Origin of the sequence: Escherichia albertii (assembly GCF_028622335.1) — a bacterium.
Classification (GTDB): Bacteria; Pseudomonadota; Gammaproteobacteria; order Enterobacterales; family Enterobacteriaceae; genus Escherichia; species Escherichia albertii.
Map to the genome: position 1 here is coordinate 3545110 of NZ_CP117568.1, position 25594 is coordinate 3570703.

Annotated in this window: 19 protein-coding genes and 1 pseudogene; 12 read left to right on the top strand and 8 right to left on the bottom strand. The window is 49.7% G+C overall.

The window, feature by feature from the left end; translation table 11 throughout:
* The first annotated feature begins 243 nt into the window (after window positions 1–243).
* Both PS053_RS17250 and PS053_RS17255 read left to right on the top strand, forming a co-directional pair.
* Entirely contained in the window at window positions 244–1374 is a 1131-nt protein-coding gene (locus PS053_RS17250; protein WP_256878737.1) for a hypothetical protein, read from the top strand.
* A gap of 32 nt (window positions 1375–1406) precedes the next feature.
* On the top strand, window positions 1407–2924 hold the full coding sequence (locus PS053_RS17255; RefSeq protein WP_256878736.1) for a hypothetical protein: 1518 nt from the start codon (window positions 1407–1409) through the stop codon (window positions 2922–2924).
* Between the two features lie 61 nt (window positions 2925–2985).
* On the opposite strand, the gene ytfE is transcribed toward PS053_RS17255, so the two are convergent.
* Entirely contained in the window at window positions 2986–3648 is a 663-nt protein-coding gene (gene ytfE / locus PS053_RS17260) for an iron-sulfur cluster repair protein YtfE (protein ID WP_000331451.1), read from the bottom strand.
* Between the two features lie 107 nt (window positions 3649–3755).
* Window positions 3756–4721 carry a DMT family transporter gene (locus PS053_RS17265; protein ID WP_059228917.1) on the bottom strand — a complete coding sequence of 322 codons (966 nt, stop codon included), beginning with the start codon at window positions 4719–4721 and terminating at the stop codon, window positions 3756–3758.
* A 138-nt stretch (window positions 4722–4859) separates the two neighbouring features.
* On the opposite strand from PS053_RS17265, the pseudogene PS053_RS17270 reads away from it, so the two are divergent.
* Window positions 4860–4994, top strand: a pseudogene (locus PS053_RS17270) (winged helix-turn-helix transcriptional regulator); the annotation flags it as partial.
* A 128-nt stretch (window positions 4995–5122) separates the two neighbouring features.
* Here the strand turns inward: PS053_RS17270 and cpdB are convergent.
* Complete coding sequence (cpdB, locus tag PS053_RS17275; protein WP_059238658.1) at window positions 5123–7066, bottom strand: 2',3'-cyclic-nucleotide 2'-phosphodiesterase; 1944 nt, start codon at window positions 7064–7066, stop codon at window positions 5123–5125.
* Between the two features lie 346 nt (window positions 7067–7412).
* Between cpdB and cysQ the strand changes: the two genes are divergently transcribed.
* Window positions 7413–8153 carry a 3'(2'),5'-bisphosphate nucleotidase CysQ gene (gene cysQ, locus PS053_RS17280; RefSeq protein ID WP_000886886.1) on the top strand — a complete coding sequence of 247 codons (741 nt, stop codon included), beginning with the start codon at window positions 7413–7415 and terminating at the stop codon, window positions 8151–8153.
* Between the two features lie 110 nt (window positions 8154–8263).
* On the opposite strand, the gene PS053_RS17285 is transcribed toward cysQ, so the two are convergent.
* Window positions 8264–9421, bottom strand: coding sequence for a pentapeptide repeat-containing protein (locus PS053_RS17285; RefSeq protein WP_059273513.1), 1158 nt, complete (start codon window positions 9419–9421; stop codon window positions 8264–8266).
* A gap of 236 nt (window positions 9422–9657) precedes the next feature.
* On the bottom strand, window positions 9658–10212 hold the full coding sequence (locus PS053_RS17290; protein WP_054412095.1) for a YtfJ family protein: 555 nt from the start codon (window positions 10210–10212) through the stop codon (window positions 9658–9660).
* Window positions 10213–10535: 323 nt separating this feature from the next.
* Between PS053_RS17290 and PS053_RS17295 the strand changes: the two genes are divergently transcribed.
* The gene (locus PS053_RS17295; protein WP_000689230.1) at window positions 10536–10742 is read left to right on the top strand and encodes a DUF1107 domain-containing protein; all 207 of its coding nucleotides are present in this window, start codon (window positions 10536–10538) and stop codon (window positions 10740–10742) included.
* A 60-nt stretch (window positions 10743–10802) separates the two neighbouring features.
* Here PS053_RS17295 and paeA read toward each other — a convergent pair whose 3' ends face one another.
* Both paeA and msrA read right to left on the bottom strand, forming a co-directional pair.
* The gene (gene paeA / locus PS053_RS17300) at window positions 10803–12146 is read right to left on the bottom strand and encodes a polyamine export protein PaeA (RefSeq protein ID WP_000934980.1); all 1344 of its coding nucleotides are present in this window, start codon (window positions 12144–12146) and stop codon (window positions 10803–10805) included.
* Between the two features lie 188 nt (window positions 12147–12334).
* The gene (gene msrA / locus PS053_RS17305; RefSeq protein WP_000051461.1) at window positions 12335–12973 is read right to left on the bottom strand and encodes a peptide-methionine (S)-S-oxide reductase MsrA; all 639 of its coding nucleotides are present in this window, start codon (window positions 12971–12973) and stop codon (window positions 12335–12337) included.
* A gap of 205 nt (window positions 12974–13178) precedes the next feature.
* Between msrA and tamA the strand changes: the two genes are divergently transcribed.
* The 3 genes from tamA to PS053_RS17320 are packed head-to-tail and all read left to right on the top strand — an operon-like array spanning window position 13179 to window position 19035.
* Window positions 13179–14912 carry an autotransporter assembly complex protein TamA gene (gene tamA, locus PS053_RS17310; RefSeq protein ID WP_001269297.1) on the top strand — a complete coding sequence of 578 codons (1734 nt, stop codon included), beginning with the start codon at window positions 13179–13181 and terminating at the stop codon, window positions 14910–14912.
* Window positions 14909–18688 carry an autotransporter assembly complex protein TamB gene (gene tamB, locus PS053_RS17315; protein ID WP_141109352.1) on the top strand — a complete coding sequence of 1260 codons (3780 nt, stop codon included), beginning with the start codon at window positions 14909–14911 and terminating at the stop codon, window positions 18686–18688. Before tamA ends, tamB begins: the two co-directional genes overlap by 4 nt.
* 2 nt (window positions 18689–18690) lie before the next feature.
* Complete coding sequence (locus tag PS053_RS17320; protein ID WP_001219163.1) at window positions 18691–19035, top strand: gamma-glutamylcyclotransferase family protein; 345 nt, start codon at window positions 18691–18693, stop codon at window positions 19033–19035.
* A gap of 375 nt (window positions 19036–19410) precedes the next feature.
* Here PS053_RS17320 and ppa read toward each other — a convergent pair whose 3' ends face one another.
* Window positions 19411–19941: an inorganic diphosphatase gene (ppa, locus tag PS053_RS17325; RefSeq protein ID WP_000055069.1), complete on the bottom strand. Its 531-nt coding sequence runs from the start codon at window positions 19939–19941 to the stop codon at window positions 19411–19413.
* Between the two features lie 308 nt (window positions 19942–20249).
* On the opposite strand from ppa, the gene ytfQ reads away from it, so the two are divergent.
* From ytfQ to yjfF, 4 genes are all read left to right on the top strand, one after another.
* On the top strand, window positions 20250–21206 hold the full coding sequence (gene ytfQ / locus PS053_RS17330) for a galactofuranose ABC transporter substrate-binding protein YtfQ (protein ID WP_000265952.1): 957 nt from the start codon (window positions 20250–20252) through the stop codon (window positions 21204–21206).
* Window positions 21207–22048: 842 nt separating this feature from the next.
* Window positions 22049–23551, top strand: coding sequence for a galactofuranose ABC transporter, ATP-binding protein YtfR (ytfR, locus tag PS053_RS17335; RefSeq protein ID WP_256878735.1), 1503 nt, complete (start codon window positions 22049–22051; stop codon window positions 23549–23551).
* 13 nt (window positions 23552–23564) lie between these two features.
* Window positions 23565–24587: a galactofuranose ABC transporter, ATP-binding protein YtfT gene (gene ytfT, locus PS053_RS17340; protein WP_054412087.1), complete on the top strand. Its 1023-nt coding sequence runs from the start codon at window positions 23565–23567 to the stop codon at window positions 24585–24587.
* Window positions 24574–25578, top strand: a complete 1005-nt coding sequence (gene yjfF, locus PS053_RS17345; RefSeq protein ID WP_256878734.1) for a galactofuranose ABC transporter, permease protein YjfF — start codon at window positions 24574–24576, stop codon at window positions 25576–25578. Before ytfT ends, yjfF begins: the two co-directional genes overlap by 14 nt.
* Window positions 25579–25594 lie beyond the last annotated feature (16 nt).

The following is a 25594-nucleotide window of genomic DNA, read 5'->3' on the forward strand; positions in this document are numbered from 1 at the left end:
TCTTTCAGGCTGCAAAATTGCCTGATGCGCTACGCTTATCAGGCCTACAGAACCTCTGCAATATATTGAGTTTGCGTGCTTTTGTAGGCCGGATAAGGCGTTTACGCCGCATCCGGCATGAACAAAGCACACTTTGTCAGCAATCTCCTTTGTCTTTATACATTCCTAAAAATATTTCCCGTTATCGACAACCCTCAGGCGCGGGCTTACCGTGGATCTTTGCCACTTGTTGCAGAGTTCACTATGGTTACGCGCAGTTGGTTATTAATCGCCGCACTACCGTTCTCCATTTCACCTTCCTGGGGCGCAGATTTTTATTACCGCCAACAGGAGAAAGGCACGGTTTACGTTGCCGAACAGAAGGGTGAAAAAGATGAGCGCCTCTCCGAACTACCGGACGTTAATTTTTCCCGCCTCTGGCGTATTGCCAATTTAGCCAATAAACAAGATTGTCGCTTACTGTCCGATTTTAATCCCGATAAGTTCGATTGTGATGGTGAGGGAGATTGCCAGCATACCTGGTTAACTGATGGACGCTCTGTCCTGTGGGCTGGCAAAGTCCTGAAAAATCCGTCCGGTAAACCTAATGTTGATGCCGCCAGTTTTCAGGCATTCGGCGCTTTCGCTGCTGATAAACACAGTATCTATTTTGACGGTCAGCGTACCGATGATAATAGCGGTGATAAGCAGGTGGATATGTCATCGCTGGCAGAGACCGAAATCTGGAATTTACTGCGTGATAAAAATAGCCTTTGGCATAAAGGTCGCTGGCTGGGTCATGCTGATGGATTTCAAATATTACGGCATGATTCAGCCCTGCAATTTGTTGTGCTGACTGATTCGCAGGTAATTGTTAACGGCACGTCGCTACCTGCTGATAGTAAAACTTTTCAGATTATCCGTTGGATGCCCGGAGAGTTGTTGGTTTACCGCGATAAAAGCGGCGAGCATGACTATGAGCTTAAAGATATTGGTCACAGTTGTGCGTCATTTAAAATTGGTTTGCAGAATGTGTCCTGGCTTAAACAAGAAGCCACTCCGGCGGGCAGTGATTGTGTTTATGAAACGCTGGCGGGAGTTGATCCGGAATATTTTTATCTGTTTGTTAGGGATATTGGTTTATATAAGAACCAAATTTATAAAGTCACAACCAATGCTCTGGGAGAAGGGGCGTTGATTAATCTCAAACCAGAGGATGTTTCGGACTCATTTGGACCAGGTAGCGGTTGGGGATCTACTGGCATGTATTTATCAGGAGATGGGCAACTCTACAGCAATAGATTTAGTCGTGAATGGCTGCGTTACAACCCTATTTCAGCAGAATGGTCATCGGTGAAGCAACCTCCGAGCGGACTTAAACCTTTATTTAAATAACCTCCTCACGTTACCAGTATCAGGATGATGCTATGTTGCCAATTAAATCCGTTTGTCTCGTTCTGGCTTTATTTTCAATCAATTCAATAGCCTGCTCCGGCGTACCCTCTGCCTCTTTTTATTACCAACCGTGGGGGCAAGGAACAAAATATATTGTTGAAGATAGCGACGATTATGGTATCAATTTTCCAGATATTCATCTGCCGCAGGTGAAGTTCAAAAAACTGCGCCGCGTAGCTAATGGCACTGATGATGAATATGATTCCCCGGATAATATCAATAATGATTTTGTGCAAGTGGATGGGGGCGCTTATATCAGAACTAACGGCGGCTGGCGTTTCGACTGGTTGACTGATGGTCGCCATATTTTATGGGCAGGGAAAATAGTCCAGAACCCACCGGGAACACCGAAAGTTGATGCCGCAACATTCCATGCCTGGGGCCGTTTTGCCGCCGATAAAGACAGCCTCTATTTTGATGGCGAACGCACGGATGATAATCACGGCGAAAAACAGGTTGATATGGATTCGCTGCAACAGGTGGGGGGGAGGATGGATTCAATGGATTCCGCGGATGTGCTGAAAGACCGTCGTAATCTTTACTTTCAGGGGCGCTGGTTGGGGAGTGCGCAAGGGTATTCTATTCTTGGCATTAAATCCTGGACACGTCGTTCCATTCTTTATTCACCTAATAGCTGTGAAAGCAAAAGTAACCCTGGACCATGGGATACTATCTGGCGGACAAAATCGCAGGTCTTTGTGAACGGAGATGCCATCAACGCCGATCCTAATACCTTTCATATTGTGCGCTGGATAGCCGGCTCCCTGCTGATTTATCGTGATAAAGACGGTGAGAAACGTTATGCGTTTGGGAAAGATTGCCGGAGTACATTTGACCTACAACGGGATAAAGTAACATGGTTGACGCGTGATGCTTCCTGGCACGGCAATGACTGCCGGGTGGCGGTCATTCCTGATGTCGACCCGGAGTATTTTCGCCCGCTGACGCAGAATGTGGCGCAATATAAAGATTCGCTCTATCTGGTGAAGTATGTTTCTGCGGTAGAAAAAACGCTGTCAGTTATTCATTTGCCCGACCCGCAACAAGAATTACAGGAAGGTGTTAATATCGTCGGGAGTAAAGTTTATTTCATTGCGCGCGATGATGTGAATATTTTTGATATTAACGGACAATGGCAGTGGTTTAAAAATGCGGATGGTGGGTTATCAAAACGTGTAGCATTTGACGATCGATATATGTATTTCATCGGCGATGGTTCTATTACTAAATTTGTGATGAAAGGGAAGTTAACATGGTTTAAAACCCCTGATGGTAATTTTACCGATATTTTTGCTCATGATGATAAATATATTTACTTTTTGGACGCCTCTCTTGTTAACGGTGGACGGCGGCGTAACGAAACCCGGTCGATGGGTGATGCTTACATTAATAATAATGATCTGGTGACTGTGGAAGGGGTTTACTACTGGAGTAATAATGAATTTTTTCCGCATAAAACATATAAAAGAATATTCCACTATAGAGAATAATTCAAAGTAAGATGATCATTAACGCACCTGGCGTGTCAGTCAGGTGCGTTGATCGAACAAATCACTCACCCGCCAGCGCGCGCGGGAACAGCACATTATTTTCCAGACTGATGTGCTCCATCAGATCATCAATCAGTTCATTAATGCCGTTATACATCGCTTTCCAGGTAGTGCAGGCTTCTGGCGGCGGTGTGACGTTATTAGTGGTGTGCTTGATAACCTCCAGCAGTTCGCCTGCTTCATCGTGCTCGCTTTCCATCACGCTGATTGGCCCCATCGCCTGGCTACCCATACCTTGTTTGATCATCGGGAAGAGAATTTGCTCTTCTTTCATCATGTGGCTGGAAAGCTCTTCATGCAGCATAGTCAGGTATTTTGTCAGCCCTTTTGGCACGCTCGGTTTGTCGGCGTGAACGCGCTCTACTTTGGTGGCTTGTAGGATCAGCTCCGGTAGTTGCTCGCGATGGCGATCGTGGTAGCGCACAATGATGTGGTCGATGATTTCCGCCAGTGGGGCGCTACGCCAGTCTTTCTCAATCGGTTGTTCAGCCAGTTTTGCCAGCTCAGCTTCAATGACGTCAACATCCAGCTCTTTACGTGCCGCCGCGCGCGCCAGTGTCTGCTTACCACCGCAGCAGTAATCCATATCATATTTGCGAAACAGAGCCGAAGCGCGAGGAATAGAGAGCGCCAGTTCACCTAAAGGTTGGTCGCGATAAGCCATAGCTGATACCTCATTCTTGATTAGATAAGATGTATTTTAAATGCATCTTTATGTTGAAAGCTATAACCCTTACGTAGCAGAGGCTTATTTAACTCACTGCCGGCGTGTCAACTTTCAGAGACAGATTCAGTTAAGGTTTTTTCCGGTTTTGCTCTGACTGCAATCACCACGCCGACCACTAACAGCGCGATACCGCTCAGCGTCATTAGCGGTGGCATTTGCTGGCGGAGTAAAAAGGTGTACAGCAAACCTGCCAGCGTTTCGAAAACAATCAGCGGCCCGAGAATAACCGTTGGTAATCGCTGGCTGGCGATGTTCCAGCAAAGTGCGCCGACCCATGAGCAAAGCACGGCGATAGCAATCATCAGGCTAATGAATACCAGCGGACGGGGGCCAAAAGGTAGCGAGAAGTCTGGCGTTTGCGTATTCAGCCAGTAACAGGCGACGAGATAACCGATGAGCGAAACCGGCAGCGTGACCAGCGCCTGCGCCGTTGCCCACATCATCGGATGTTTGTCGGGATTTTCCCGCAGCCAGCGGGCGTTGCGCAGGGCATACCATGCCCAGCAAACCACGGAGACTAATGCCAGCACAATGCCTGAGGCATAATGTGCCCAGTCAAAATCGGGGAGTCCGTGGTTTAACTCAGCAATGTTTACACACGTAAGACCGATGCCAATACAAACCAGCGCCGGGGCCAGTTTCCCCCACGCGAGTTTGCCGTCGCGCTGGCTATAAAGCAGATTGGCAAAGACGGGTATCACCACTGGCAGGGTGCCGATAATCATCGTAGAAACAGGTGCGCCAGTACGTTGTATGGCGCTGGCGAGGCAGAAGTAATAGATGAGGTTGCCCATCATGGTGAGCATTAGCGCGGTAAGCCAGTCGCGACGCGCCAACTGGCGCAGACGCACGCGCCCCAGCCAGGCAATGGGCAGCGCAATTAATCCTAACGCCAGATAACGCCCCATCGACTGCAACATCGCCGGGTATTCCGGCACGATCAACGGCCCGACAAAAATAAGCCCCCACATCAACCCTGCTAACAGGGCATACAGCACGCCGCTAATCATTACTGGCATCCATTGGTCTGTCAGAAGAAACATTCAGGGAACAACCGTAGTCGTTCCCCGCATCACGTCATTATCAGAGAGGATGCGGGAGGGTGCCACCTTAATTAACTAGTTATTAACATTAACCGGGCATCGCTGGTAACGCCACCGCATGTGGAATATAGCCTTACGCCGCTGGGCAAGCAGGTCAGTGAAAAGGTTGCGGCACAGGCGGACTGGATTGAGTTGAATTTACCTGAGGTGCTGGCGGTGTGGGATGAATGTACAGCATAACTGCCGGATGCGCTGCGCTTATCCGGCCTACGGTTCATGGCTTGTAGGGCGGATAAGATGCGCCAGCATCGCATCCGACAATAATTGCCGGATGCGGCTGATGATTCGTAGGCCGGAAAAGATATGTATTACTTACTCAAATCCACCTGATAAATTGCAAACCCGATATCATCGGTCGCGACTTTATTCATCGGATATTGCCCTTTCTCTTTAATAAACGCCGCGGCTTTATCTGACGGAGAGGTTTCGAAACGGATATCCAGTTTCTTATCGCCAGCAATTGGTGCCAAACGCCAGTTGTTATCCGCTGCCGGGTGAATTTCCCCCGCACGCTTCGACTCTTCAGCAATCCACGCTGCCAGTACCGAGCGGTTTTCATCCGGCGAAGCAAAGGCGATATGGCTGTCGCCCGTGCCGGCAAATTTGCCGCCGTAAGCACGATAGTTATTGGTGGCAACCAGGAACATGGCGTTTGGATCAATCGGTTTGCCGTTAAAGGTCAGGTTCTTAATCCTTTGCGCATTGGCATTGATCATCTGACATTCGCCGTCATAGCGTGCGGGCTGGGTAACATCAATCTGATAATTCACGCCATCAATAACATCAAAGTTATAGGTGCGGAAACCCTCCCAGTTGATTAAAGACTGCGGTTTAGTGCTGTTGGGATCAATCTGGTTAAACTGCCCGGCAGAGCATTCCAGCCACTCTTTCACTTCTTTACCGCTGGCTTTCACCACAATCAGCGTATTGGGATAGAGATAGAGATCGGCGGCATTACGGAAGGTTAACTGACCTTTTTCCACTTCCACATAACTGGCAGGGTCATTTTTGCGACCGCCGACTTTAAACGGCGCGGCGGCAGAGAGCACCGGGAGTTTTGCCAGATCGGGATCGCCCTGGATGTAATGTTCGACATACGCTTTTTGCGCGTTATTCACAACCTGTACGGTCGGATCGTCCTGCACTAGCGCCAGATAGCTATACATATTGTCGGCAGATTTACCGATGGGTTTGCTGACAAACTGGCGGGTGGCATCGTGATCGGCTTTAAGTGTTTCTACCAGCTTGCTGTCTTCTGCTGCGAGGGATTTTTTATTGGCGATATCGTAAATTGGTCGCGCTTCTGCTTTCGCCTGTGTGACCTGCCATTTCCCGCTGTCATTATTGAGTTGCAGATCGACCACGCCCAGATGATCGCCCCACATTCCGGGCATCACTGCCGGAACGCCGTTAAGTGTGCCTTTGGCGATATCAGCCCCTTTGATATCCGCAAAATCTTTACTCGGGAAAACGGCGTGAGCATGACCAAACATAATGGCGTCAACGCCTGGAATTTCACTGAGATAATAGACCGAGTTTTCCGCCATGACTTTATACGGATCGGCAGACAGTCCAGAATGCGCCAGTACCACTACCACATCGGCGCCTTTCTCACGCATTTCTGGCACGTACTTGCGCACCGTTTCAGTGATATCGTTAACGGTGACTTTGCCGGATAAATTGGCTTTATCCCAGCCCATGATCTGTGGCGGCACGACGCCAATATAACCTATTTTCAGCGTCTGTTTCTTGCCGTCTTTATCGACCACTTCAGTGTCTTTAATCAGATACGGCGTAAACATCGGCTGTTGGGTTTTGGCGTCAATGACGTTGGCGTTTACATAAGGGAATTTCGCCCCAGCCAGTGCATGTTTCAGGTAATCCAGACCGTAGTTAAATTCATGGTTGCCGAGCGTGCCAACAGTATAATCCAGCGTATTCAGCGCCTTATAGACTGGATGAACATCACCTTCTTTTAATCCTTTCGCCGACATGTAATCTGCCAGTGGACTCCCCTGGATTAAGTCACCGTTATCGACCAGCACGCTGTTTTTTACTTCATTGCGAGCATCGTTAATCAGGCTTGCGGTGCGTACCAGTCCAAATTTTTCTGTTGCGGTATCTTTGTAATAATCGAAATCCATCATGTTACTATGCAAATCAGTGGTTTCCATAATACGCAGATCGACCGTCGCTGCATTCACACTGGCGGCAATCAGCGTGGCCAGGAGCGTTGCGCTAAACTTAATCATCAGAGACATCCTTTTATCATCGGAAATACGAAAGAAAAGGGAGAACAACCATCTTCAGGCTGTTGGCAAAGCGCTTTTTATTTCATGCTGGATGCGGTGTGAACGCGTTATAGGATCTACAAAATCTTGCAAACTCAATATATTGCAACTTCCATGTAGGCCAGATAAGCGTAGCGCATCAGGCAATTTAGCGTTTGTCATCAGCCTCATCTTGCTTATAGAACAGCGAAGAATGCCATATTTTAAACAATTAAAAATGATGACACTATCACAGTTGGCGCATTCTTTAACGATAGGGTATAAGTAAAACAATAGGTTAACACCGTTCACAGAGACGAGGTGGAGAATGTTAGATCAAGTATGCCAGCTTGCACGGAATGCAGGCGATGCCATTATGCAGGTCTACGACGGGATCAAGCCGATGGACGTCGTCAGCAAAGCGGATAACTCTCCAGTGACAGCGGCGGACATTGCCGCACATACCGTAATCATGGACGGTTTACGTACGCTGACGCCGGATATTCCGGTCCTTTCTGAAGAAGATCCTCCCGGCTGGGAAGTTCGCCAGCACTGGCAGCGTTATTGGCTGGTGGACCCGTTAGATGGCACTAAAGAGTTTATTAAACGTAATGGCGAATTTACCGTTAACATTGCACTCATCGACAAGGGTAAACCGATTTTAGGTGTGGTGTATGCGCCAGTAATGAACGTGATGTACAGCGCAGCGGAAGGGAAAGCCTGGAAAGAGGAGTGCGGCGTACGCAAGCAAATTCAGGTAAGTGATGCTCGCCCGCCGTTGGTCGTCATCAGCCGGTCTCACGTAGACGAAGAGCTGAAAGAGTACTTGCAACAGCTTGGCGAGCACCAGACGACATCCATTGGTTCTTCGCTGAAGTTTTGCCTGGTAGCGGAAGGGCAGGCTCAGCTTTACCCTCGCTTTGGGCCAACTAATATTTGGGATACTGCGGCTGGTCACGCGGTTGCAGCCGCAGCCGGAGCGCATGTGCACGACTGGTTGGGCAAAACGCTGGATTACACCCCGCGTGAATCGTTCCTGAATCCAGGATTCAGAGTTTCTATTTATTAATTTTGCTAAAAATAGTTCAGGAATTGCTGGTGCCGCAATTCCTGAATTAAAACGGATATTATTTGATAATATTTGCCACTATGACATATCTAAAAGGTAACTTTATCAAGTTATATGCAAAGCTGTCGTCTGTACTGTTTTATTTTGCTGTTGATACAATAGGGCGGAAGATTAAGAAGATTAGCAATATTATCTTTTGCCTCTAAAATATTTGTTTTTTGAGTTATAAATGAGTGCAATATCTCTTGCATCATAGTCACTTTGAGCAATGGATACTCATCGCTAATACTACTGATGGCATCCAGGAAATTATATCGTTCATCGGACTTATCATTTGATATTCTCGGGTTTGATGAATAAATATCAAGTCGTGGGTGTTGGTGTTGTATTTTATAAAGGGCGGATTTTTCTGTATTATTTCCTCTTTTGAACCAATAAAATAAATGTCCAGACGTCCATTTTGCGGGCAACCACAGAAGAGGTGAACTGATGATTATATTATCAAATTTAGCCTTCGTGAAGTTTGTACCAATAATATTTATTAATGATAAATTCGAACCTGTCATATCGGTATTGCTGAAGTTACTAAAAGAAAGATCTGTTCTATTTAAAATGCTCTTTGAAAAGTTATAATTTTTAAAATTGCTATGACGCAACCTTAACCCCGACAAATTAATATTCTCCATCGCAGGGTTGGCATCTGACATAACAAATAGATAGGGATTTGAGCGAAAAAGTATTTGGTGTTTTTCAAAAAACTCTTTTATGTTAATTAATAAATTGACTGCGCCTATTTTATGGTTAATGCTAAAAATAGTTTGAGGCGAACTCGAAATTTTATCCTGAGTCATTGATCTTATTGTGCATGTCAGATCGGAAAAATCTTCTGTCCACTGGAGAGTGATTGTTGAATACAGATTAATATTATTATCTATAGTAAATGAAATACCTAATGTACAGGTTCTATTACTGTAAACCGGGAAGGAGTAAGAGGTAATTGAACTCGCCATGATTCTGAAGATACGTGGATTCTGAATCGAGGTGTTGCTATCTTCATGATTGAGAAGATAAGTTAAACAATTTGTAAATTGCGATATGTAATGCTCTTGAGTTGTTATGCTTCTATAGGTTATTTCTCTTATTTCAGGAGAGACATTCAGAAGTCGTGTTTTTTCTGAATAATTTTTTCTTTCATTTATACTGTCATTGTTTTCATTCTTTACTGGTGGTGTGCCATAGTAGATATTGTTATTTGTTCGAGAGATCATAGCGTATATTACCAGCTTATTTGAATGGCTAATATTAGGCAGGTAAATTTATGGTAGGTTTGTTATTCGCACTATCAAAAATCGCTCATTTGTTTTATTCATCATACTCATAATGTTAGTATCAGCTATAGAGAGGGAGTTTCTTTGTAAATACGGACTGTGAACAGCATCATTATCGCTTTTCTACAGTCCAGTGAGTATTCTTATTGCGTTGGTTGATTTAAAAATTAAGCCGCTTAAGTAAGTAGTTTATGCAGCAAATCCATTACTTGCTGCACCTCTTGTTGGGTTAGTGCTCCGTCCTTCGCCCATCGCACGCGACCATCTTTATCCAGCACCACAATAGCTGAACTTCCTTCATTCAGTTGCCAGGCACTGCGCGCGACACCATCACTATCGACAATAAATTGTGACCATGGATAGCGCTTTTTGTTGCTTTCCAGGCTACTGCGTACAAACATGCCGGATCCTGGAATTGCGTCGTCGGTGTTGACAATGGTGGTGGTCTGGTAGCGATCGTGTGGGAACTTCGCCGATTTAATCGCTTCAATCAGAGCAGCATTTTTCTCTTTTGCAGAAGTGCGACCAGCGATATGTTGCAGCACTCGTACTTTTCCCGCTAACTGCGCGCTGTTCCAGGTTTTATAGCTAAACTGATCTTTATCAAGAACCAACTCACCACGATCGGTGATGCCAATTGGCGGCACTCGCTGACCGGTTTCAAATTTGTGTGCTGAGGCCATCATCGGCAGCAACAGGCAGGTTAGCGCGAGAATCTTGCATAGAGTCATGGTGTTTCCTTCTTATCGTAGGCAGGTGATCCGACCACTTAGGCCAGACTTTTAATCATATGTGCTATTTATCGAAACACCCGTGAGGGCGATGCCAGTTTGCGGACAAGCGCACAAATCATAGGAAATATGAATGGTTATACTGAGGTTAGTGTTTCGATAGAAAGATAATTCTGAATAATTGTAACCTTTAGGTAAGAAAAGTTATACGTGCTGGAAACATTGTCTGGATAGTCTATAGTCACTAAGCATTAAAATTTGCGCCTCATAATAGTTGGGCCGAATGTGGCACCGCAAGGCGTAATACTCAGCAGGAGACAACAATGAAAATTTTCCAACGGTACAACCCATTGCAGGTGGCGAAGTACGTGAAGATCCTGTTCCGTGGACGGTTATACATCAAGAACGTTGGCGCTTTTGAATTTGATAAGGGTAAGATTCTTATCCCAAAAGTGAAAGATAAGCTGCATTTGTCAGTGATGTCTGAAGTTAATCGTCAGGTTATGCGTCTGCAAACAGAGATGGCTTAACCGAAGTGCTATGCAGTAATAAGACGGCTCCTGATTCAGGAGCCGTTGATGTTTCTGGGGTTATGCGACGCTGTCTTCTTTATCTTTAGCGTCAGGCAGTTTTGGTGAAAGTGCGCTGGCTTTATTGTCGATGCGTGTTACCAGCAACTGGTCGATGCGGTAGTTATCAATATCCACCACTTCGAATTTGTAGCCGGAGAACTTCACCGAATCAGTGCGTTTCGGGATCTTACGCAGCATAAACATCATAAAGCCGCCGATGGTTTCGTAGTTGTCTGACTGCGGAAACTCATCGATATCCAGCACGCGCATCACGTCGTCAATGGGGGTACCGCCATCAATCAACCATGAGTTTTCATCACGTGCCACAATCTGCTCTTCCAGACCCTGACCGACCAGATCGCCCATCAGTGTTGTCATCACATCATTCAGCGTAATGATCCCCACGACCAGCGCGTATTCATTCATGATTACTGCAAAGTCTTCACCCGCGGCTTTAAAACTTTCCAGCGCTTCGGAAAGAGTAAGCGTATCAGGAACAATCAAGGTATTGCAGATTTGTACACCGCTGTTCAGGGCCAGACTTTGGTTAGCCAGTACGCGGTTAAGCAGATCTTTTGAATCGACGTAGCCGATGATGTGATCAATATCTTCATTACAGACGAGGAATTTTGAGTGCGGATGTTCCGCCACTTTATTCTTCAGGCTTTGCTCATCTTCATGAAGATCAAACCAAACGACATTTTCGCGTGGCGTCATGGAAGAAGGCACAGTACGGGATTCCAGTTCGAACACGTTTTCGATCAGTTCGTGCTCCTGCTTACGCAACACTCCCGCCAGCGCACCCGCTTCTACCACCGCATAAATATCATCGGAAGTGATGTCATCTTTACGCACCATCGGGAGTTTAAAGATGCGGAAGATAATATTTGCCAGTCCGTTGAAGAACCATACTAGCGGTGTGAAGATTAGCAGGCAGAAGCGCATCGGGTTGATGATACGCAAAGCGACAGCTTCTGGCGCAACCATACCGATGCGTTTCGGGGTTAAATCCGCAAACAGGATAAAAAGGCCAGTCACTAACGAGAAAGAGAGAATAAAGCTCAGTTGCTCGGAGAGTTCCTCAGGCATATAGCCAGAAAACAAGCTGTGAAACGCCGGAGAAAACGCCGCATCACCCACGATACCACCAAGAATGGCGACCGCGTTCAGACCAATTTGCACAACGGTGAAGAACATTCCAGGGTTGGCCTGCATATCCAGCACCCGCTGGGCATTAATATTACCCTCATCTGCCAGCAGTTTAAGTTTGATTTTGCGCGAAGCGGCAAGTGAAATCTCCGATATAGAGAAGAACGCACTCACAGCGATCAAACAGAGTATGACGAAAATACTGTTTAACATATCTTATCCGACCGTTCAGGTCAGATCCTCGGAAGGGGACGTTGATTAATTTGTGCGAAATACACATTGAAAGCCGGTCTGAAGAGAGTGAACCGGCATTTTCAGTGGCTAGTATAGCGTAAGGTGCTGTAAAGTCGCCAGAGGGTTAAATTTTTACCTCTTTTTTACTTTGATCCTGCCTTTTATTATTACACCTCAGGTGGTAGACAGACCCCAATTCCACCAATGCCACAATAGCCGTACGGATTTTTATGCAAATACTGTTGATGATCGTCTTCAGCATAATAAAACGGTGTGGCATTAGCGATTTCCGTGGTGATTTTACGATCATCATCGGCAGCGAGCATCGCAGCTTGAAAACGATTCAGACTGGCGCGGGCGGCGGTATCTTGCTCAGGCGTCAGTGGGTAAATTGCGGAGCGATACTGCGTGCCATGGTCATTGCCCTGACGCATTCCCTGCGCGGGATCGTGATTCTCCCAGAATACTTGCAACAGTTGCTCATAGCTGAGAACTGAAGGATCGTATACCACGCGCACCGCTTCGGCGTGACCGGTATCACCGGAACAGACCTCCCGATAGGTTGGATTTGGCGTATAACCACCGGTATAGCCTGCAGCGGTGCTGTAAACGCCAGGAAGTTGCCAGAAAAGGCGTTCCACGCCCCAAAAGCACCCCATCGCAAAAATAGCGATCTCCATTCCGTCAGGCACATTGGTCATTGAGTGACCGTTGACTGCATGCAACGTGGCTACAGGCATCGGGGTATTACGCCCGACAAGAGCATCGGCGGGGGAAACCAGATGCTTTTTATCAAATAAACTCATGGTGTCGTTCTCCCGAAATTCGCTCATTGGCGTTAAGGTTGTAACAAGGCGCGTATTTGCACACAATAACCTCCGTGAATGCGTCTAAAGTAAAACATAAGAAATATTTGGGGTTTAGTCTGCTTTTTAATCCATATTGCTGGATTTTTGTTAAGCCGTTTAACGGCGTTCCAGGGGCAGGAATAAAGGATATTCAGGAGAAAATGTGCGCTATATCCGACAGTTATGCTGTGTAAGCTTACTCTGCTTAAGCGGATCTGCCATCGCCGCGAACGTCCGTCTACAGGTCGAAGGATTATCGGGGGCGCTGGAAAAAAACGTCCGTGCGCAGCTTTCTACAATTGAAAGTGATGAAGTGACGCCAGACCGTCGCTTTCGCGCGCGCGTCGATGATGCCATCCGCGAAGGTCTGAAGGCTCTGGGTTATTACCAGCCGACGATAGAATTTGATCTCCGGCCACCGCCAAAGAAAGGGCGGCAGGTATTGATCGCCAAAGTGACGCCTGGTGTGCCTGTGTTGATTGGCGGCACCGATGTGGTCTTGCGTGGCGGCGCACGGACCGATAAAGACTATTTGAAATTGCTTGATACTCGTCCGGCCATTGGTACGGTACTGAATCAGGGAGATTATGAAAATTTCAAAAAGTCCTTAACCAGTATTGCGTTACGTAAAGGCTATTTCGATAGTGAATTTACCAAAGCGCAGCTAGGTATTGCGCTCGGCCTGCATAAAGCCTACTGGGATATTGATTACAACAGCGGCGAACGCTATCGCTTCGGTCATGTGACCTTTGAAGGATCGCAGATCCGCGACGAATATCTGCAACATCTGGTGCCGTTTAAAGAAGGCGATGAGTACGAATCCAAAGATCTGGCGGAACTGAACCGCCGTCTCTCTGCCACCGGCTGGTTTAATTCGGTGGTAGTGGCGCCACAATTTGATAAGGCGCGAGAAACGAAGGTGTTGCCGCTGACTGGCGTGGTTTCGCCACGCACGGAAAACACCATCGAAACTGGTGTTGGTTACTCAACGGACGTTGGGCCGCGCGTTAAGGCGACGTGGAAAAAGCCGTGGATGAACTCTTACGGTCATAGTTTGACGACCAGCGTCAGTGTTTCATCGCCGGAACAGACACTCGATTTCAGCTATAAAATGCCGCTGCTGAAGAACCCGCTGGAACAATATTATTTGGTGCAGGGGGGATTTAAGCGTACCGATCTTAACGATACCGAATCTGACTCCACTACGCTTGTGGCTTCCCGTTACTGGGATCTCTCCAGCGGTTGGCAGCGCGCCATTAACCTGCGCTGGAGTCTCGACCACTTTACCCAGGGCGAAATAACTAACACCACCATGCTGTTTTATCCGGGAGTGATGATCAGCCGGACGCGTTCGCGCGGTGGTTTGATGCCTACCTGGGGCGACTCGCAGCGTTACTCTATCGACTACTCTAATACCGCCTGGGGATCGGACGTCGATTTCTCGGTGTTTCAGGCGCAAAACGTCTGGATCCGCACACTGTACGATCGTCATCGCTTTGTCACGCGCGGCACGCTGGGTTGGATTGAAACGGGAGATTTTGACAAAGTACCGCCGGATCTGCGTTTCTTCGCCGGGGGCGATCGTAGTATTCGTGGCTATAAGTACAAATCTATCGCACCGAAATACCCTGACGGCGACCTGAAAGGGGCCTCGAAACTGATTACCGGATCGCTGGAATACCAGTACAACGTGACCGGAAAATGGTGGGGCGCGATGTTTGTGGATAGCGGTGAAGCCGTAAGCGATATCCGTCGCAGCGACTTCAAAACCGGTACCGGTGTTGGCGTGCGCTGGGAATCGCCCGTCGGGCCAATCAAGCTCGATTTCGCCGTACCGGTTGCTGATAAAGATGAGCACGGTTTACAGTTTTACATCGGTCTGGGGCCAGAATTATGAGTTTGTGGAAAAAAATCAGCCTCGGCGTCGTTATCACCCTCCTGTTGCTGCTGGGATCGGTTGCGTTTCTGGTCGGCACGACCAGCGGCCTGCATTTGCTATTTAAAGCGGCAGATCGTTGGGTGCCAGGGCTGGACATAGGCAAGGTTACTGGCGGATGGCGCGATCTTACCTTATCTGACGTTCGTTATGAGCAGCCAGGCGTGGCGGTAAAAGCGGGCAATCTACATCTGGCGGTTGGGCTGGATTGTCTGTGGAACAGCAGCGTTTGCATTAATGACCTGACGCTGAAAGACATTCAGGTCAATATCGATAGTCAAAAAATGCCGCCTTCCGAACAGGTAACCGAAGAGGAAGATAGCGGCCCGCTGGATCTCTCCACGCCGTACCCTATCACTTTGGCGCGGGTGGCGCTGGATAACGTCAATATCAAGATTGATGACACTACAGTGTCGGTAATGGATTTCACCTCAGGCTTGAGCTGGCAGGAGAAAAATCTGACCCTGAAACCGACGTTGTTAAAAGGTTTGCTGATTGCTCTGCCGAAAGTCGCTGAAGTAGCACAGGAAGAGGTCGTCGAACCGAAGATCGAAAATCCGCAACCGGAGGAAAAGCCGCTTGGCGAAACGCTGAAAGATCTCTTTTCTCGCCCGGTATTGCCGGAAATGACCGACGTGCACTTGCCGCTCAACCTGAACATTGAAGAGTTTAAGGGCGAGCAACTGCGCGTGACGGGCGGCACGGACATCACCGTGCGCACCATGTTGCTGAAAGTGAGCAGCATCGATGGCAATACCAAACTGGATGCGCTGGATATCGACTCTAACCAGGGAATCGTCAATGCCAGCGGCACAGCGCAACTATCCGATAACTGGCCGGTAGATATCACCCTCAACAGTACGCTCAACGTGGAGCCGTTGAAAGGTGAAAAAGTGAAGCTGAAAGTGGGCGGGGCGCTGCGCGAACAGCTTGAGATTGGCGTTAACCTTTCTGGCCCGGTGGATATGGACCTGCGCGCCCAGACTCAATTGGCAGAAGCTGGATTACCGCTCAATGTGGAAGTGAACAGCAAGCAGCTTTACTGGCCGTTCACTGGCGAGAAACAGTATCAGGCAGATGATCTGAAACTGAAACTTTCCGGCAAAATGACTGATTACACGCTGTCTATGCGCACGGCAGTCAAAGGTCAGGAGATCCCGCCAGCCACCATTACCCTTGATGCCAAAGGTAATGAACAGCAGGTTAATCTCGACAAACTCACCGTTGCGGCGCTGGAAGGGAAAACGGAACTCAAGGCGCTACTCGACTGGCAACAGGCAATTAGCTGGCGCGGTGAGCTAACGCTTAACGGCATTAACACCGTCAAAGAGTTCCCGGAGTGGCCGTCGAAACTCAATGGTTTAATCAAAACGAGCGGCAGCCTGTACGGCGGCACCTGGCAGATGGACGTGCCGGAACTGAAGCTGACTGGCAACGTTAAACAAAACAAAGTGAACGTTGACGGAACGCTGAAAGGCAACAGCTATATGCAGTGGACGATTCCGGGTCTGCATCTGGAACTGGGGCCAAACAGTGCCGAAGTGAAAGGTGAGTTGGGGGTGAAAGATCTCAATCTTGACGCCGCCATCAACGCGCCGGGGCTGGATAACGCGCTGCCGGGGCTTGGCGGTACAGCGAAAGGGCTGGTGAAAGTGCGAGGCACGGTAGATGCGCCGCAGTTGCTGGCAGATATCACCGCGCGTGGCTTGCGCTGGCAGGAACTCTCCGTGGCGCAAGTTCGCGTGGAAGGCGATATCAAATCCACCGATCAGATTGCGGGTAAACTCGACGTGCGCGTTGAGCAAATCTCGCAGCCGGATGTGAATATAAACCTCGTTACCCTCAATGCGAAAGGCAGCGAAAAGCAGCACGAATTACAACTGCGGATTCAGGGCGAACCGATTTCCGGGCAGCTAAATCTGGCGGGAAGCTTTGATCGCAAAGAAGAACGCTGGAAGGGAACGCTGAGTGATACCCGCTTCCAGACGCCAGTTGGGCCGTGGACGTTGACGCGCGATGTTGCGCTGGATTACCGCAATCAGGAACAAAAAATCAGCATCGGGCCACACTGCTGGCTTAACCCGAATGCAGAATTGTGCGTACCGCAAACCATTGATGCCGGAGCAGAAGGACATGCGGTGGTCAATCTCAACCGTTTTGACCTCGCGATGCTGAAACCGTTTATGCCGGAAAGCACTCAGGCAAGCGGCATCTTTACAGGTAAGGCGGATGTTGCTTGGGACGCCACTAAAGAAGGACTGCCGCAAGGCAGTATCACGCTTTCTGGTCGTAACGTGCAGGTGACGCAAACCGTCAATGATGCGGCCTTGCCAGTGGCGTTTCAGACGTTGAACCTGACGGCGGAGTTGCGGAATAACCGTGCTGAACTGGGCTGGACTATCCGTCTGACCAATAACGGTCAGTTTGATGGTCAGGTGCAGGTGACCGATCCTCAAGGGCGGCGTAATCTCGGTGGTAACGTGAATATCCGTAACTTTAACCTCGCGATGGTAAACCCCATCTTTACCCGTGGGGAAAAAGCAGCAGGGACGGTGAACGCCAACTTACGCCTCGGCGGTGATGTGCAAAGCCCGCAGTTGTTTGGTCAGCTACAAGTTACTGGCGTGGATATCGACGGTAACTTTATGCCGTTTGATATGCAGCCGAGCCAGCTTGCAGTCAACTTTAACGGTATGCGTTCGACACTTGCAGGCACCGTGCGGACTCAGCAGGGGGAAATCTATCTGAATGGCGATGCCGACTGGAGCCAGATTGAAAACTGGCGGGCGCGAGTGACGGCGAAGGGCAGTAATGTACGTATCACTGTGCCGCCGATGGTGCGAATGAACGTGTCGCCGGACGTAGTGTTTGAGGCCACGCCAAATCTGTTCACTCTGGATGGCCGCGTGGATGTGCCGTGGGCGCGCATCGTGGTGCATGATTTGCCGGAAAGCGCAGTCGGCGTCTCCAGCGATGTGGTGATGCTTAACGATAATCTGCAACCGGAAGAGCAGAAAACCGCATCAATACCGATTAACAGCAACCTTATTGTTCACGTCGGCAACAACGTACGCATTGACGCTTTTGGTCTGAAAGCGCGGTTGACGGGCGATCTCAACGTCGTACAGGACAAGCAAGGTCTGGGGCTGAATGGGCAGATCAACATTCCTGATGGGCGCTTCCATGCTTATGGGCAGGATCTGATTGTGCGTAAGGGGGAGCTGCTGTTCTCTGGTCCGCCAGATCAACCATATCTCAATATCGAAGCGATTCGTAACCCGGATGCGACAGAAGACGACGTAATCGCCGGAGTTCGTGTCACTGGGCTGGCAGATGAGCCTAAAGCTGAGATCTTCTCTGACCCGGCGATGTCACAACAGGCTGCATTATCTTACTTGTTGCGTGGACAAGGGCTGGAGAGCGACCAAAGCGACAGTGCGGCGATGACCTCTATGCTGATTGGTCTGGGGGTTGCACAAAGCGGTCAAATTGTGGGTAAAATCGGCGAGACGTTTGGCGTAAGCAATTTAGCGCTCGACACCCAGGGGGTAGGCGACTCTTCCCAGGTGGTGGTCAGCGGCTATGTATTGCCGGGTCTACAAGTGAAATATGGCGTGGGTATATTTGACTCTATAGCAACACTCACGTTACGTTATCGCCTGATGCCTAAGCTATATCTGGAAGCTGTGTCTGGTGTAGATCAGGCACTGGATTTGCTCTATCAGTTCGAGTTTTAGCAATGCGAATATTTGTCTACGGCAGTTTACGCCACAAACAAGGCAACAGCCACTGGATGACGAATGCCCAGTTGCTGGGCGATTTCAGTATCGATAACTATCAGTTGTATAGTCTGGGCCACTATCCAGGCGCAGTTCCGGGAAATGGAACGGTACATGGTGAAGTTTATCGTATTGACAACGCCACGCTGGCCGAACTTGATGCTTTGCGCACCAGGGGCGGTGAATACGCGCGCCAGTTGATACAGACGCCGTACGGGAGTGCATGGATGTACGTTTATCAACGGCCCGTCGAAGGATTAAAGCTGATTGCAAGCGGCGACTGGTTAGACAGGGATAAGTCATGATATAAACACGCCACCTTCGGGTGGCGTTGTTTTATGCGATGTATCTCGCAATCTGTTTTGTAATTTTCCCGCTTTTTGCTTTTCTCCCCGAGCCGCCTTCCATATCTGTTAACGCATAAAAAACTCTGCTGGTGTTCACAAATGCGCAGGGGTAAAACGGATGCACGCTTTGAACGGTGAGAATGAGTAAGGTTGGCTAACTTCCAGCAAGCGGCTATGAACAGCAAAGTGATGGTCGGGTTTGTTTGTTCTCACCGTTCAAGCTTTTTAACCATTGAGAATAATGATGGCGGAATAGATAGTGTATTTATCGCGGGCATAAAAAAACCCTTACTAACCGAAGCCCGGCGTTCAGGGTTATTGCGTCAGAAGAACTTATTTATTCTTTGCGCGCTCGAAGGAAGCAACGATTTCAGCTTTAGCAGCTTCAGCGTTATCCCAGCCTTCAACTTTAACCCACTTACCTTTTTCGAGGTCTTTGTAGTGCTCGAAGAAGTGAGCGATCTGCGCTTTCAGCAGTTCCGGCAGGTCATTAACGTCTTTAATGTGATCATATTCTTTGCTCAGCTTGCTGTGCGGAACGGCAATCAGTTTCGCATCTTCACCGGCTTCATCGGTCATTTTCAGAACGCCAACCGGACGGCAACGGATCACAGAACCCGGCTGCAGCGGGTACGGAGTCGGGACCAGCACGTCAACCGGGTCACCGTCCAGAGACAGGGTGTGGTTGATGTAACCGTAGTTGCACGGATAGAACATCGCAGTGGACATGAAGCGGTCAACGAACAGTGCGCCGCTCTCTTTGTCGATTTCGTATTTGATTGGATCTGCGTTAGCCGGGATTTCGATAACAACGTAGATGTCTTCCGGCAGATCTTTACCCGCAGGGACGTTGAGTAAGCTCATGTCTGTTTCCTTTAAAAATATGTGGCAAACAAGTGCCGAGTATTATAGCCAACTCGCGCCGAATGTCTTCGCTTGTTTTCGCCCTCGTTTTCCTTTTTCGCCAGTTTTAAGACGGTTCATGAAGCAGGAAAATCCATAACCGTAGCTGCATTATTCATAGTGGTATGAAAGCGATTACAAACTTGTGATTAACGTTTTATTTACTTTTTTGAAGTGTGATGTAACGCAATTCGTTACATAACCGATTGTCTATAGTTTTTTCGCGAACATCTTTTCACCAATAATAATCTCCCGACGAGGACAACCCTATGTGGAAACGCTTACTTGTAGTCTCTGCAGTCTCGGCAGCCATGTCGTCTATGGCGTTGGCCGCGCCTTTAACCGTAGGATTTTCACAGGTCGGGTCTGAATCCGGCTGGCGTGCCGCAGAAACCAGTGTGGCGAAAAGTGAGGCCGAAAAACGCGGAATCACGCTGAAAATTGCCGATGGTCAGCAAAAGCAAGAAAACCAGATTAAAGCTGTGCGTTCTTTTGTTGCACAAGGCGTAGATGCGATCTTTATCGCACCGGTCGTGGCGACGGGGTGGGAACCGGTTTTGAAAGAGGTGAAAGATGCCGGTATTCCCGTCTTTTTGCTCGATCGTTCCATCGATGTGAAAGACAAATCTCTCTATATGACAACCGTGACCGCCAACAACATTCTGGAAGGCAAGTTGATCGGCGACTGGCTGGTGAAAGAGGTCAACGGCAAGCCGTGTAATGTGGTTGAGTTGCAAGGCACTGTTGGAGCAAGCGTGGCCATTGATCGTAAGAAAGGCTTTGCCGAAGCCATCAAGAATGCGCCAAACATCAAGATTATCCGCTCGCAGTCCGGGGACTTCACTCGCAGTAAAGGCAAAGAAGTGATGGAAAGTTTTATCAAAGCGGAAAACAACGGCAAAAATATCTGCATGGTTTACGCCCATAACGACGACATGGTAATCGGCGCCATTCAGGCAATTAAAGAAGCGGGTCTGAAACCGGGTAAAGATATCCTCACAGGTTCCATTGACGGTGTGCCGGACATTTACAAAGCGATGATGGATGGCGAGGCGAACGCCAGCGTTGAACTGACGCCAAACATGGCTGGCCCGGCCTTTGACGCGCTGGAAAAATACAAAAAAGACGGCACCCTGCCTGAAAAGCTGACGCTTACCAAATCTACCCTGTACCTGCCTGATACCGCAAAAGAAGAGTTAGAGAAGAAAAAAGATATGGGGTATTGAGGGGCATCAATATCTGATGCCGATTTGTGGGCCGCCGGATAAGGCGTTCACGCCGCATCCGGCGATTGTGCACGGATGCCTGATGCGACGCTTACCGCGTCTTATCAGGCCTACGAGTTCGATACTTTGTGCAGGCCGGATAAGGCGTTTACGCCGCATCCGGCAGTTGTGCGCGGATGCCTGATGCGACGCTGGCGCGTCTTATCATGCCTACGAGTTCGATACTTTGTGTAGGCCGGATAAGGCGTTCACGCCGCATCCGGCAGTTGTGCGCGGATGCCTGATGCGACGCTTACCGCGTCTTATCAGGCCTACGAGTTCGATACTCTGTGTGGGCCGGATAAGGCGTTTACGCCGCATCCGGCGGTTGTGCACGGATGCCTGATGCGACGCTTACCGCGTCTTATCAGGCCTACGAGTTCGATGCTCTGTGCAGGCCGGATAAGGCGTTTACGCCGCATCCGGCAGTTGTGCACGGATGCCCGATGCGACGCTTACCGCGTCTTATCATGCCTACGAGTTCGATACTTTGTGCAGGCCGGATAAGGCGCTCACGCCGCATCCGGCGATTGTGCACGGATGCCTGATGCGACGCTTACCGCGTCTTATCATGCCTACGAGTTCGATACACTGTGCAGGCCGGATAAGGCGTTCACGCCGCATCCGGCGGTTGTGCACGGATGCCTGATGCGACGCTGGCGCGTCTTATCATGCCTACGAGTTCGATACTCTGTGTAGGCCGGATAAGGCGTTCACGCCGCATCCGGCGGTTGTGCAGTACAGAACTTAACACCGTGCACGATCTATTCCCAGGCTTTTAGAGTGTGGCTAAGGGGGAAACCATGACTACCGACCAACACCAGGAAATCCTCCGCACCGAAGGATTAAGCAAATTTTTCCCCGGCGTTAAAGCGTTAGACAATGTTGATTTCAGCCTGCGCCGTGGCGAAATCATGGCGCTGCTCGGTGAAAACGGGGCAGGAAAATCGACGTTAATCAAAGCATTAACTGGCGTTTACCATGCCGATCGCGGCACCATCTGGCTGGACGGTCAGGCTATCTCACCGAAAAACACCGCCCACGCGCAGCAGCTTGGTATAGGCACTGTCTATCAGGAAGTTAACTTGCTGCCCAACATGTCGGTCGCCGACAATCTATTCATAGGTCGCGAGCCTAAACGTTTCGGCCTGCTACGGCGTAAAGAGATGGAAAAGCGCGCCACCGAACTGATGGCATCCTACGGTTTTTCCCTCGACGTGCGTGAACCTCTCAACCGTTTTTCGGTAGCGATGCAGCAAATCGTCGCTATTTGCCGGGCGATTGACCTATCTGCCAAAGTGCTGATCCTCGATGAACCCACTGCCAGCCTCGACACTCAGGAAGTGGAACTCCTGTTTGGCCTGATGCGTCAGCTTCGCGATCGCGGTGTTAGCCTGATCTTCGTCACTCATTTTCTCGATCAGGTGTATCAGGTCAGCGATCGGATCACCGTATTACGCAACGGCAGTTGCGTAGGCTGTCGGGAAACCCGCGAGCTACCGCAGATCGAACTGGTGAAAATGATGCTGGGGCGCGAACTGGATACCCACGCGCTACAGCGTGCCGGGCGAACATTGCTGAGCGACAAACCCGTTGCCGCGTTTAAAAATTATGGCAAAAAAGGGACCATCGCGCCGTTTAATCTCGAAGTGCGCCCTGGCGAGATCGTCGGCCTGGCAGGCCTGCTGGGATCCGGGCGTACCGAAACCGCTGAAGTGATCTTCGGCATCAAACCCGCCGATAGCGGCACGGCGCTGATCAAAGGCAAACCGCAAACGCTACGATCGCCACATCAGGCTTCGGTACTGGGCATCGGCTTTTGCCCGGAAGACAGGAAAACTGATGGCATCATCGCCGCAGCCTCAGTGCGGGAAAATATCATCCTCGCTCTCCAGGCCCAGCGCGGCTGGTTACGGCCGATTTCGCGCAAAGAACAGCAAGAGATTGCCGAACGCTTTATCCGCCAGCTTGGCATTCGCACACCTTCCAGCGAACAGCCGATTGAGTTTCTCTCCGGTGGCAATCAGCAAAAAGTGCTGCTCTCACGCTGGCTACTGACCCGGCCGCAATTTCTGATCCTCGACGAGCCAACCCGTGGCATTGACGTTGGCGCCCATGCCGAGATTATTCGCCTGATCGAAACGCTGTGCGCCGATGGTCTGGCACTACTGGTGATCTCTTCCGAACTGGAAGAGCTGGTGGGCTATGCCGATCGGGTGATCATCATGCGCGATCGCAAACAGGTGGCAGAGATCCCGCTGGCAGAGCTTTCTGTTCCGGCGATCATGAACGCCATTGCGGCGTAAGGAGAACAGTGTGATGCCTCAATCTCTCCCGGACACTACGCCGTCGAAAAGGCGCTTTCGTTGGCCAACGGGAATGCCGCAACTGGCGGCGCTGTTTCTGGTGCTGCTGATCGATAGCCTGGTGGCCCCGCATTTCTGGCAGGTGGTGCTCCAGGATGGGCGTTTGTTCGGTAGCCCCATCGACATTCTTAATCGCGCTGCCCCGGTTGCGCTACTGGCGATTGGCATGACGCTGGTGATCGCTACGGGTGGGATTGATCTCTCCGTAGGGGCGGTGATGGCCATCGCCGGAGCCACAACGGCTGCGATGACGGTCGCGGGGTTCAGCCTGCCAATTGTTTTGTTAAGCGCCCTGGGCACCGGCATCCTGGCGGGATTGTGGAACGGTATACTGGTAGTGATCCTCAAAATTCAGCCGTTTGTCGCTACCCTGATCCTGATGGTCGCCGGGCGCGGCGTAGCGCAACTGATCACCTCCGGGCAGATCGTCACGTTTAACTCGCCGGATCTCTCATGGTTCGGCAGCGGATCGCTGTTGTTCTTGCCAACGCCAGTCATTATCGCGGTGCTGACGCTTCTCCTGTTCTGGTTGTTGACCCGCAAAACGGCGCTGGGGATGTTTATCGAAGCCGTTGGTATCAATATTCGGGCGGCAAAAAATGCCGGCGTAAACACGCGGATCATCGTTATGCTCACCTACATGTTGAGCGGATTGTGTGCGGCAATTGCGGGCATTATCGTGACGGCGGATATTCGCGGCGCCGATGCCAACAACGCCGGATTATGGCTGGAGCTGGATGCCATTCTTGCGGTGGTGATTGGCGGCGGAGCGCTGATGGGCGGGCGCTTTAACCTGCTGCTCTCAGTGGTAGGGGCGCTGATTATTCAGGGAATGAACACCGGGATTTTACTTTCTGGCTTTCCGCCAGAGATGAATCAGGTGGTGAAAGCCGTGGTGGTGCTTTGCGTGCTGATTGTTCAGTCGCAACGCTTTATCAGTCTGATTAAAGGAGTGCGTAGCCGTGATAAAACGTAACTTGCCACTGATGATCACCATCGGCGTTTTTGTGTTGGGCTATCTCTATTGCCTGATGCAGTTTCCCGGTTTTGCTTCCACAAGAGTGATCTGCAATATCCTGACCGATAATGCCTTTCTTGGGATCATTGCCGTTGGCATGACCTTTGTGATCCTCTCCGGTGGGATCGATCTCTCCGTTGGTTCGGTGATCGCCTTTACTGGCGTGTTTCTGGCAAAAGTGATTGGCGATTTCGGCCTCTCGCCGCTGCTGGCGTTTCCGCTGGTGCTGATGATGGGCTGTGCCTTCGGCGCATTTATGGGGCTTTTGATCGACGCCCTGAAGATCCATGCGTTCATCATTACCCTGGCGGGGATGTTCTTTTTGCGCGGCGTTAGCTATCTCGTTTCGGAAGAATCGATCCCGATTAACCATCCTGTTTATGACACGCTCTCAAGCCTTGCGTGGAAAATCCCTGGCGGCGGCCGCTTAAGTGCGATGGGGCTGCTGATGCTGGCGGTGGTAGTTATCGGCATATTCCTCGCGCATCGTACCCGTTTTGGGAATCAGGTTTATGCCATTGGCGGCAACGCGACGTCGGCGAATCTGATGGGAATTTCCACCCGCAGCACCACTATTCGCATTTATATGCTCTCCACCGGGCTGGCAACGCTGGCGGGGATTGTTTTCTCTATTTATACCCAGGCCGGATATGCGCTGGCGGGCGTAGGTGTGGAACTGGACGCTATCGCCTCAGTGGTGATTGGCGGTACACTTTTAAGCGGTGGCGTCGGGACAGTGCTCGGAACGCTATTCGGTGTGGCAATTCAAGGGTTGATCCAGACCTATATTAATTTTGATGGTTTGCTCAGTTCGTGGTGGACGAAAATCGCTATTGGCATTTTGTTATTCATTTTTATTGCCTTACAGCGTGGATTAACGGTGCTATGGGAAAATCGTCAGAGTTCGCCAGTAATGAGAGTAAGTTCAGAAAGTATACAAAAAGAGTAGAATTTACTGATATATA

Coding starts and splice junctions, on each gene's coding strand:
- cpdB (WP_059238658.1), bottom strand. CDS start 7,066: ATGATTAAGTTTAGCGCAACGCTCCTGGCCACGCTGATTGCCGCCAGT.
- PS053_RS17295 (WP_000689230.1), top strand. CDS start 10,536: ATGAAAATTTTCCAACGGTACAACCCATTGCAGGTGGCGAAGTACGTG.
- PS053_RS17250 (WP_256878737.1), top strand. CDS start 244: ATGGTTACGCGCAGTTGGTTATTAATCGCCGCACTACCGTTCTCCATT.
- paeA (WP_000934980.1), bottom strand. CDS start 12,146: ATGTTAAACAGTATTTTCGTCATACTCTGTTTGATCGCTGTGAGTGCG.
- PS053_RS17285 (WP_059273513.1), bottom strand. CDS start 9,421: ATGATCTCTCGAACAAATAACAATATCTACTATGGCACACCACCAGTA.
- msrA (WP_000051461.1), bottom strand. CDS start 12,973: ATGAGTTTATTTGATAAAAAGCATCTGGTTTCCCCCGCCGATGCTCTT.
- PS053_RS17265 (WP_059228917.1), bottom strand. CDS start 4,721: ATGATTAGCGGCGTGCTGTATGCCCTGTTAGCAGGGTTGATGTGGGGG.
- tamB (WP_141109352.1), top strand. CDS start 14,909: ATGAGTTTGTGGAAAAAAATCAGCCTCGGCGTCGTTATCACCCTCCTG.
- ytfE (WP_000331451.1), bottom strand. CDS start 3,648: ATGGCTTATCGCGACCAACCTTTAGGTGAACTGGCGCTCTCTATTCCT.
- PS053_RS17290 (WP_054412095.1), bottom strand. CDS start 10,212: ATGACTCTATGCAAGATTCTCGCGCTAACCTGCCTGTTGCTGCCGATG.
- cysQ (WP_000886886.1), top strand. CDS start 7,413: ATGTTAGATCAAGTATGCCAGCTTGCACGGAATGCAGGCGATGCCATT.
- ppa (WP_000055069.1), bottom strand. CDS start 19,941: ATGAGCTTACTCAACGTCCCTGCGGGTAAAGATCTGCCGGAAGACATC.
- PS053_RS17320 (WP_001219163.1), top strand. CDS start 18,691: ATGCGAATATTTGTCTACGGCAGTTTACGCCACAAACAAGGCAACAGC.
- ytfT (WP_054412087.1), top strand. CDS start 23,565: ATGCCTCAATCTCTCCCGGACACTACGCCGTCGAAAAGGCGCTTTCGT.
- ytfQ (WP_000265952.1), top strand. CDS start 20,250: ATGTGGAAACGCTTACTTGTAGTCTCTGCAGTCTCGGCAGCCATGTCG.
- ytfR (WP_256878735.1), top strand. CDS start 22,049: ATGACTACCGACCAACACCAGGAAATCCTCCGCACCGAAGGATTAAGC.
- PS053_RS17255 (WP_256878736.1), top strand. CDS start 1,407: ATGTTGCCAATTAAATCCGTTTGTCTCGTTCTGGCTTTATTTTCAATC.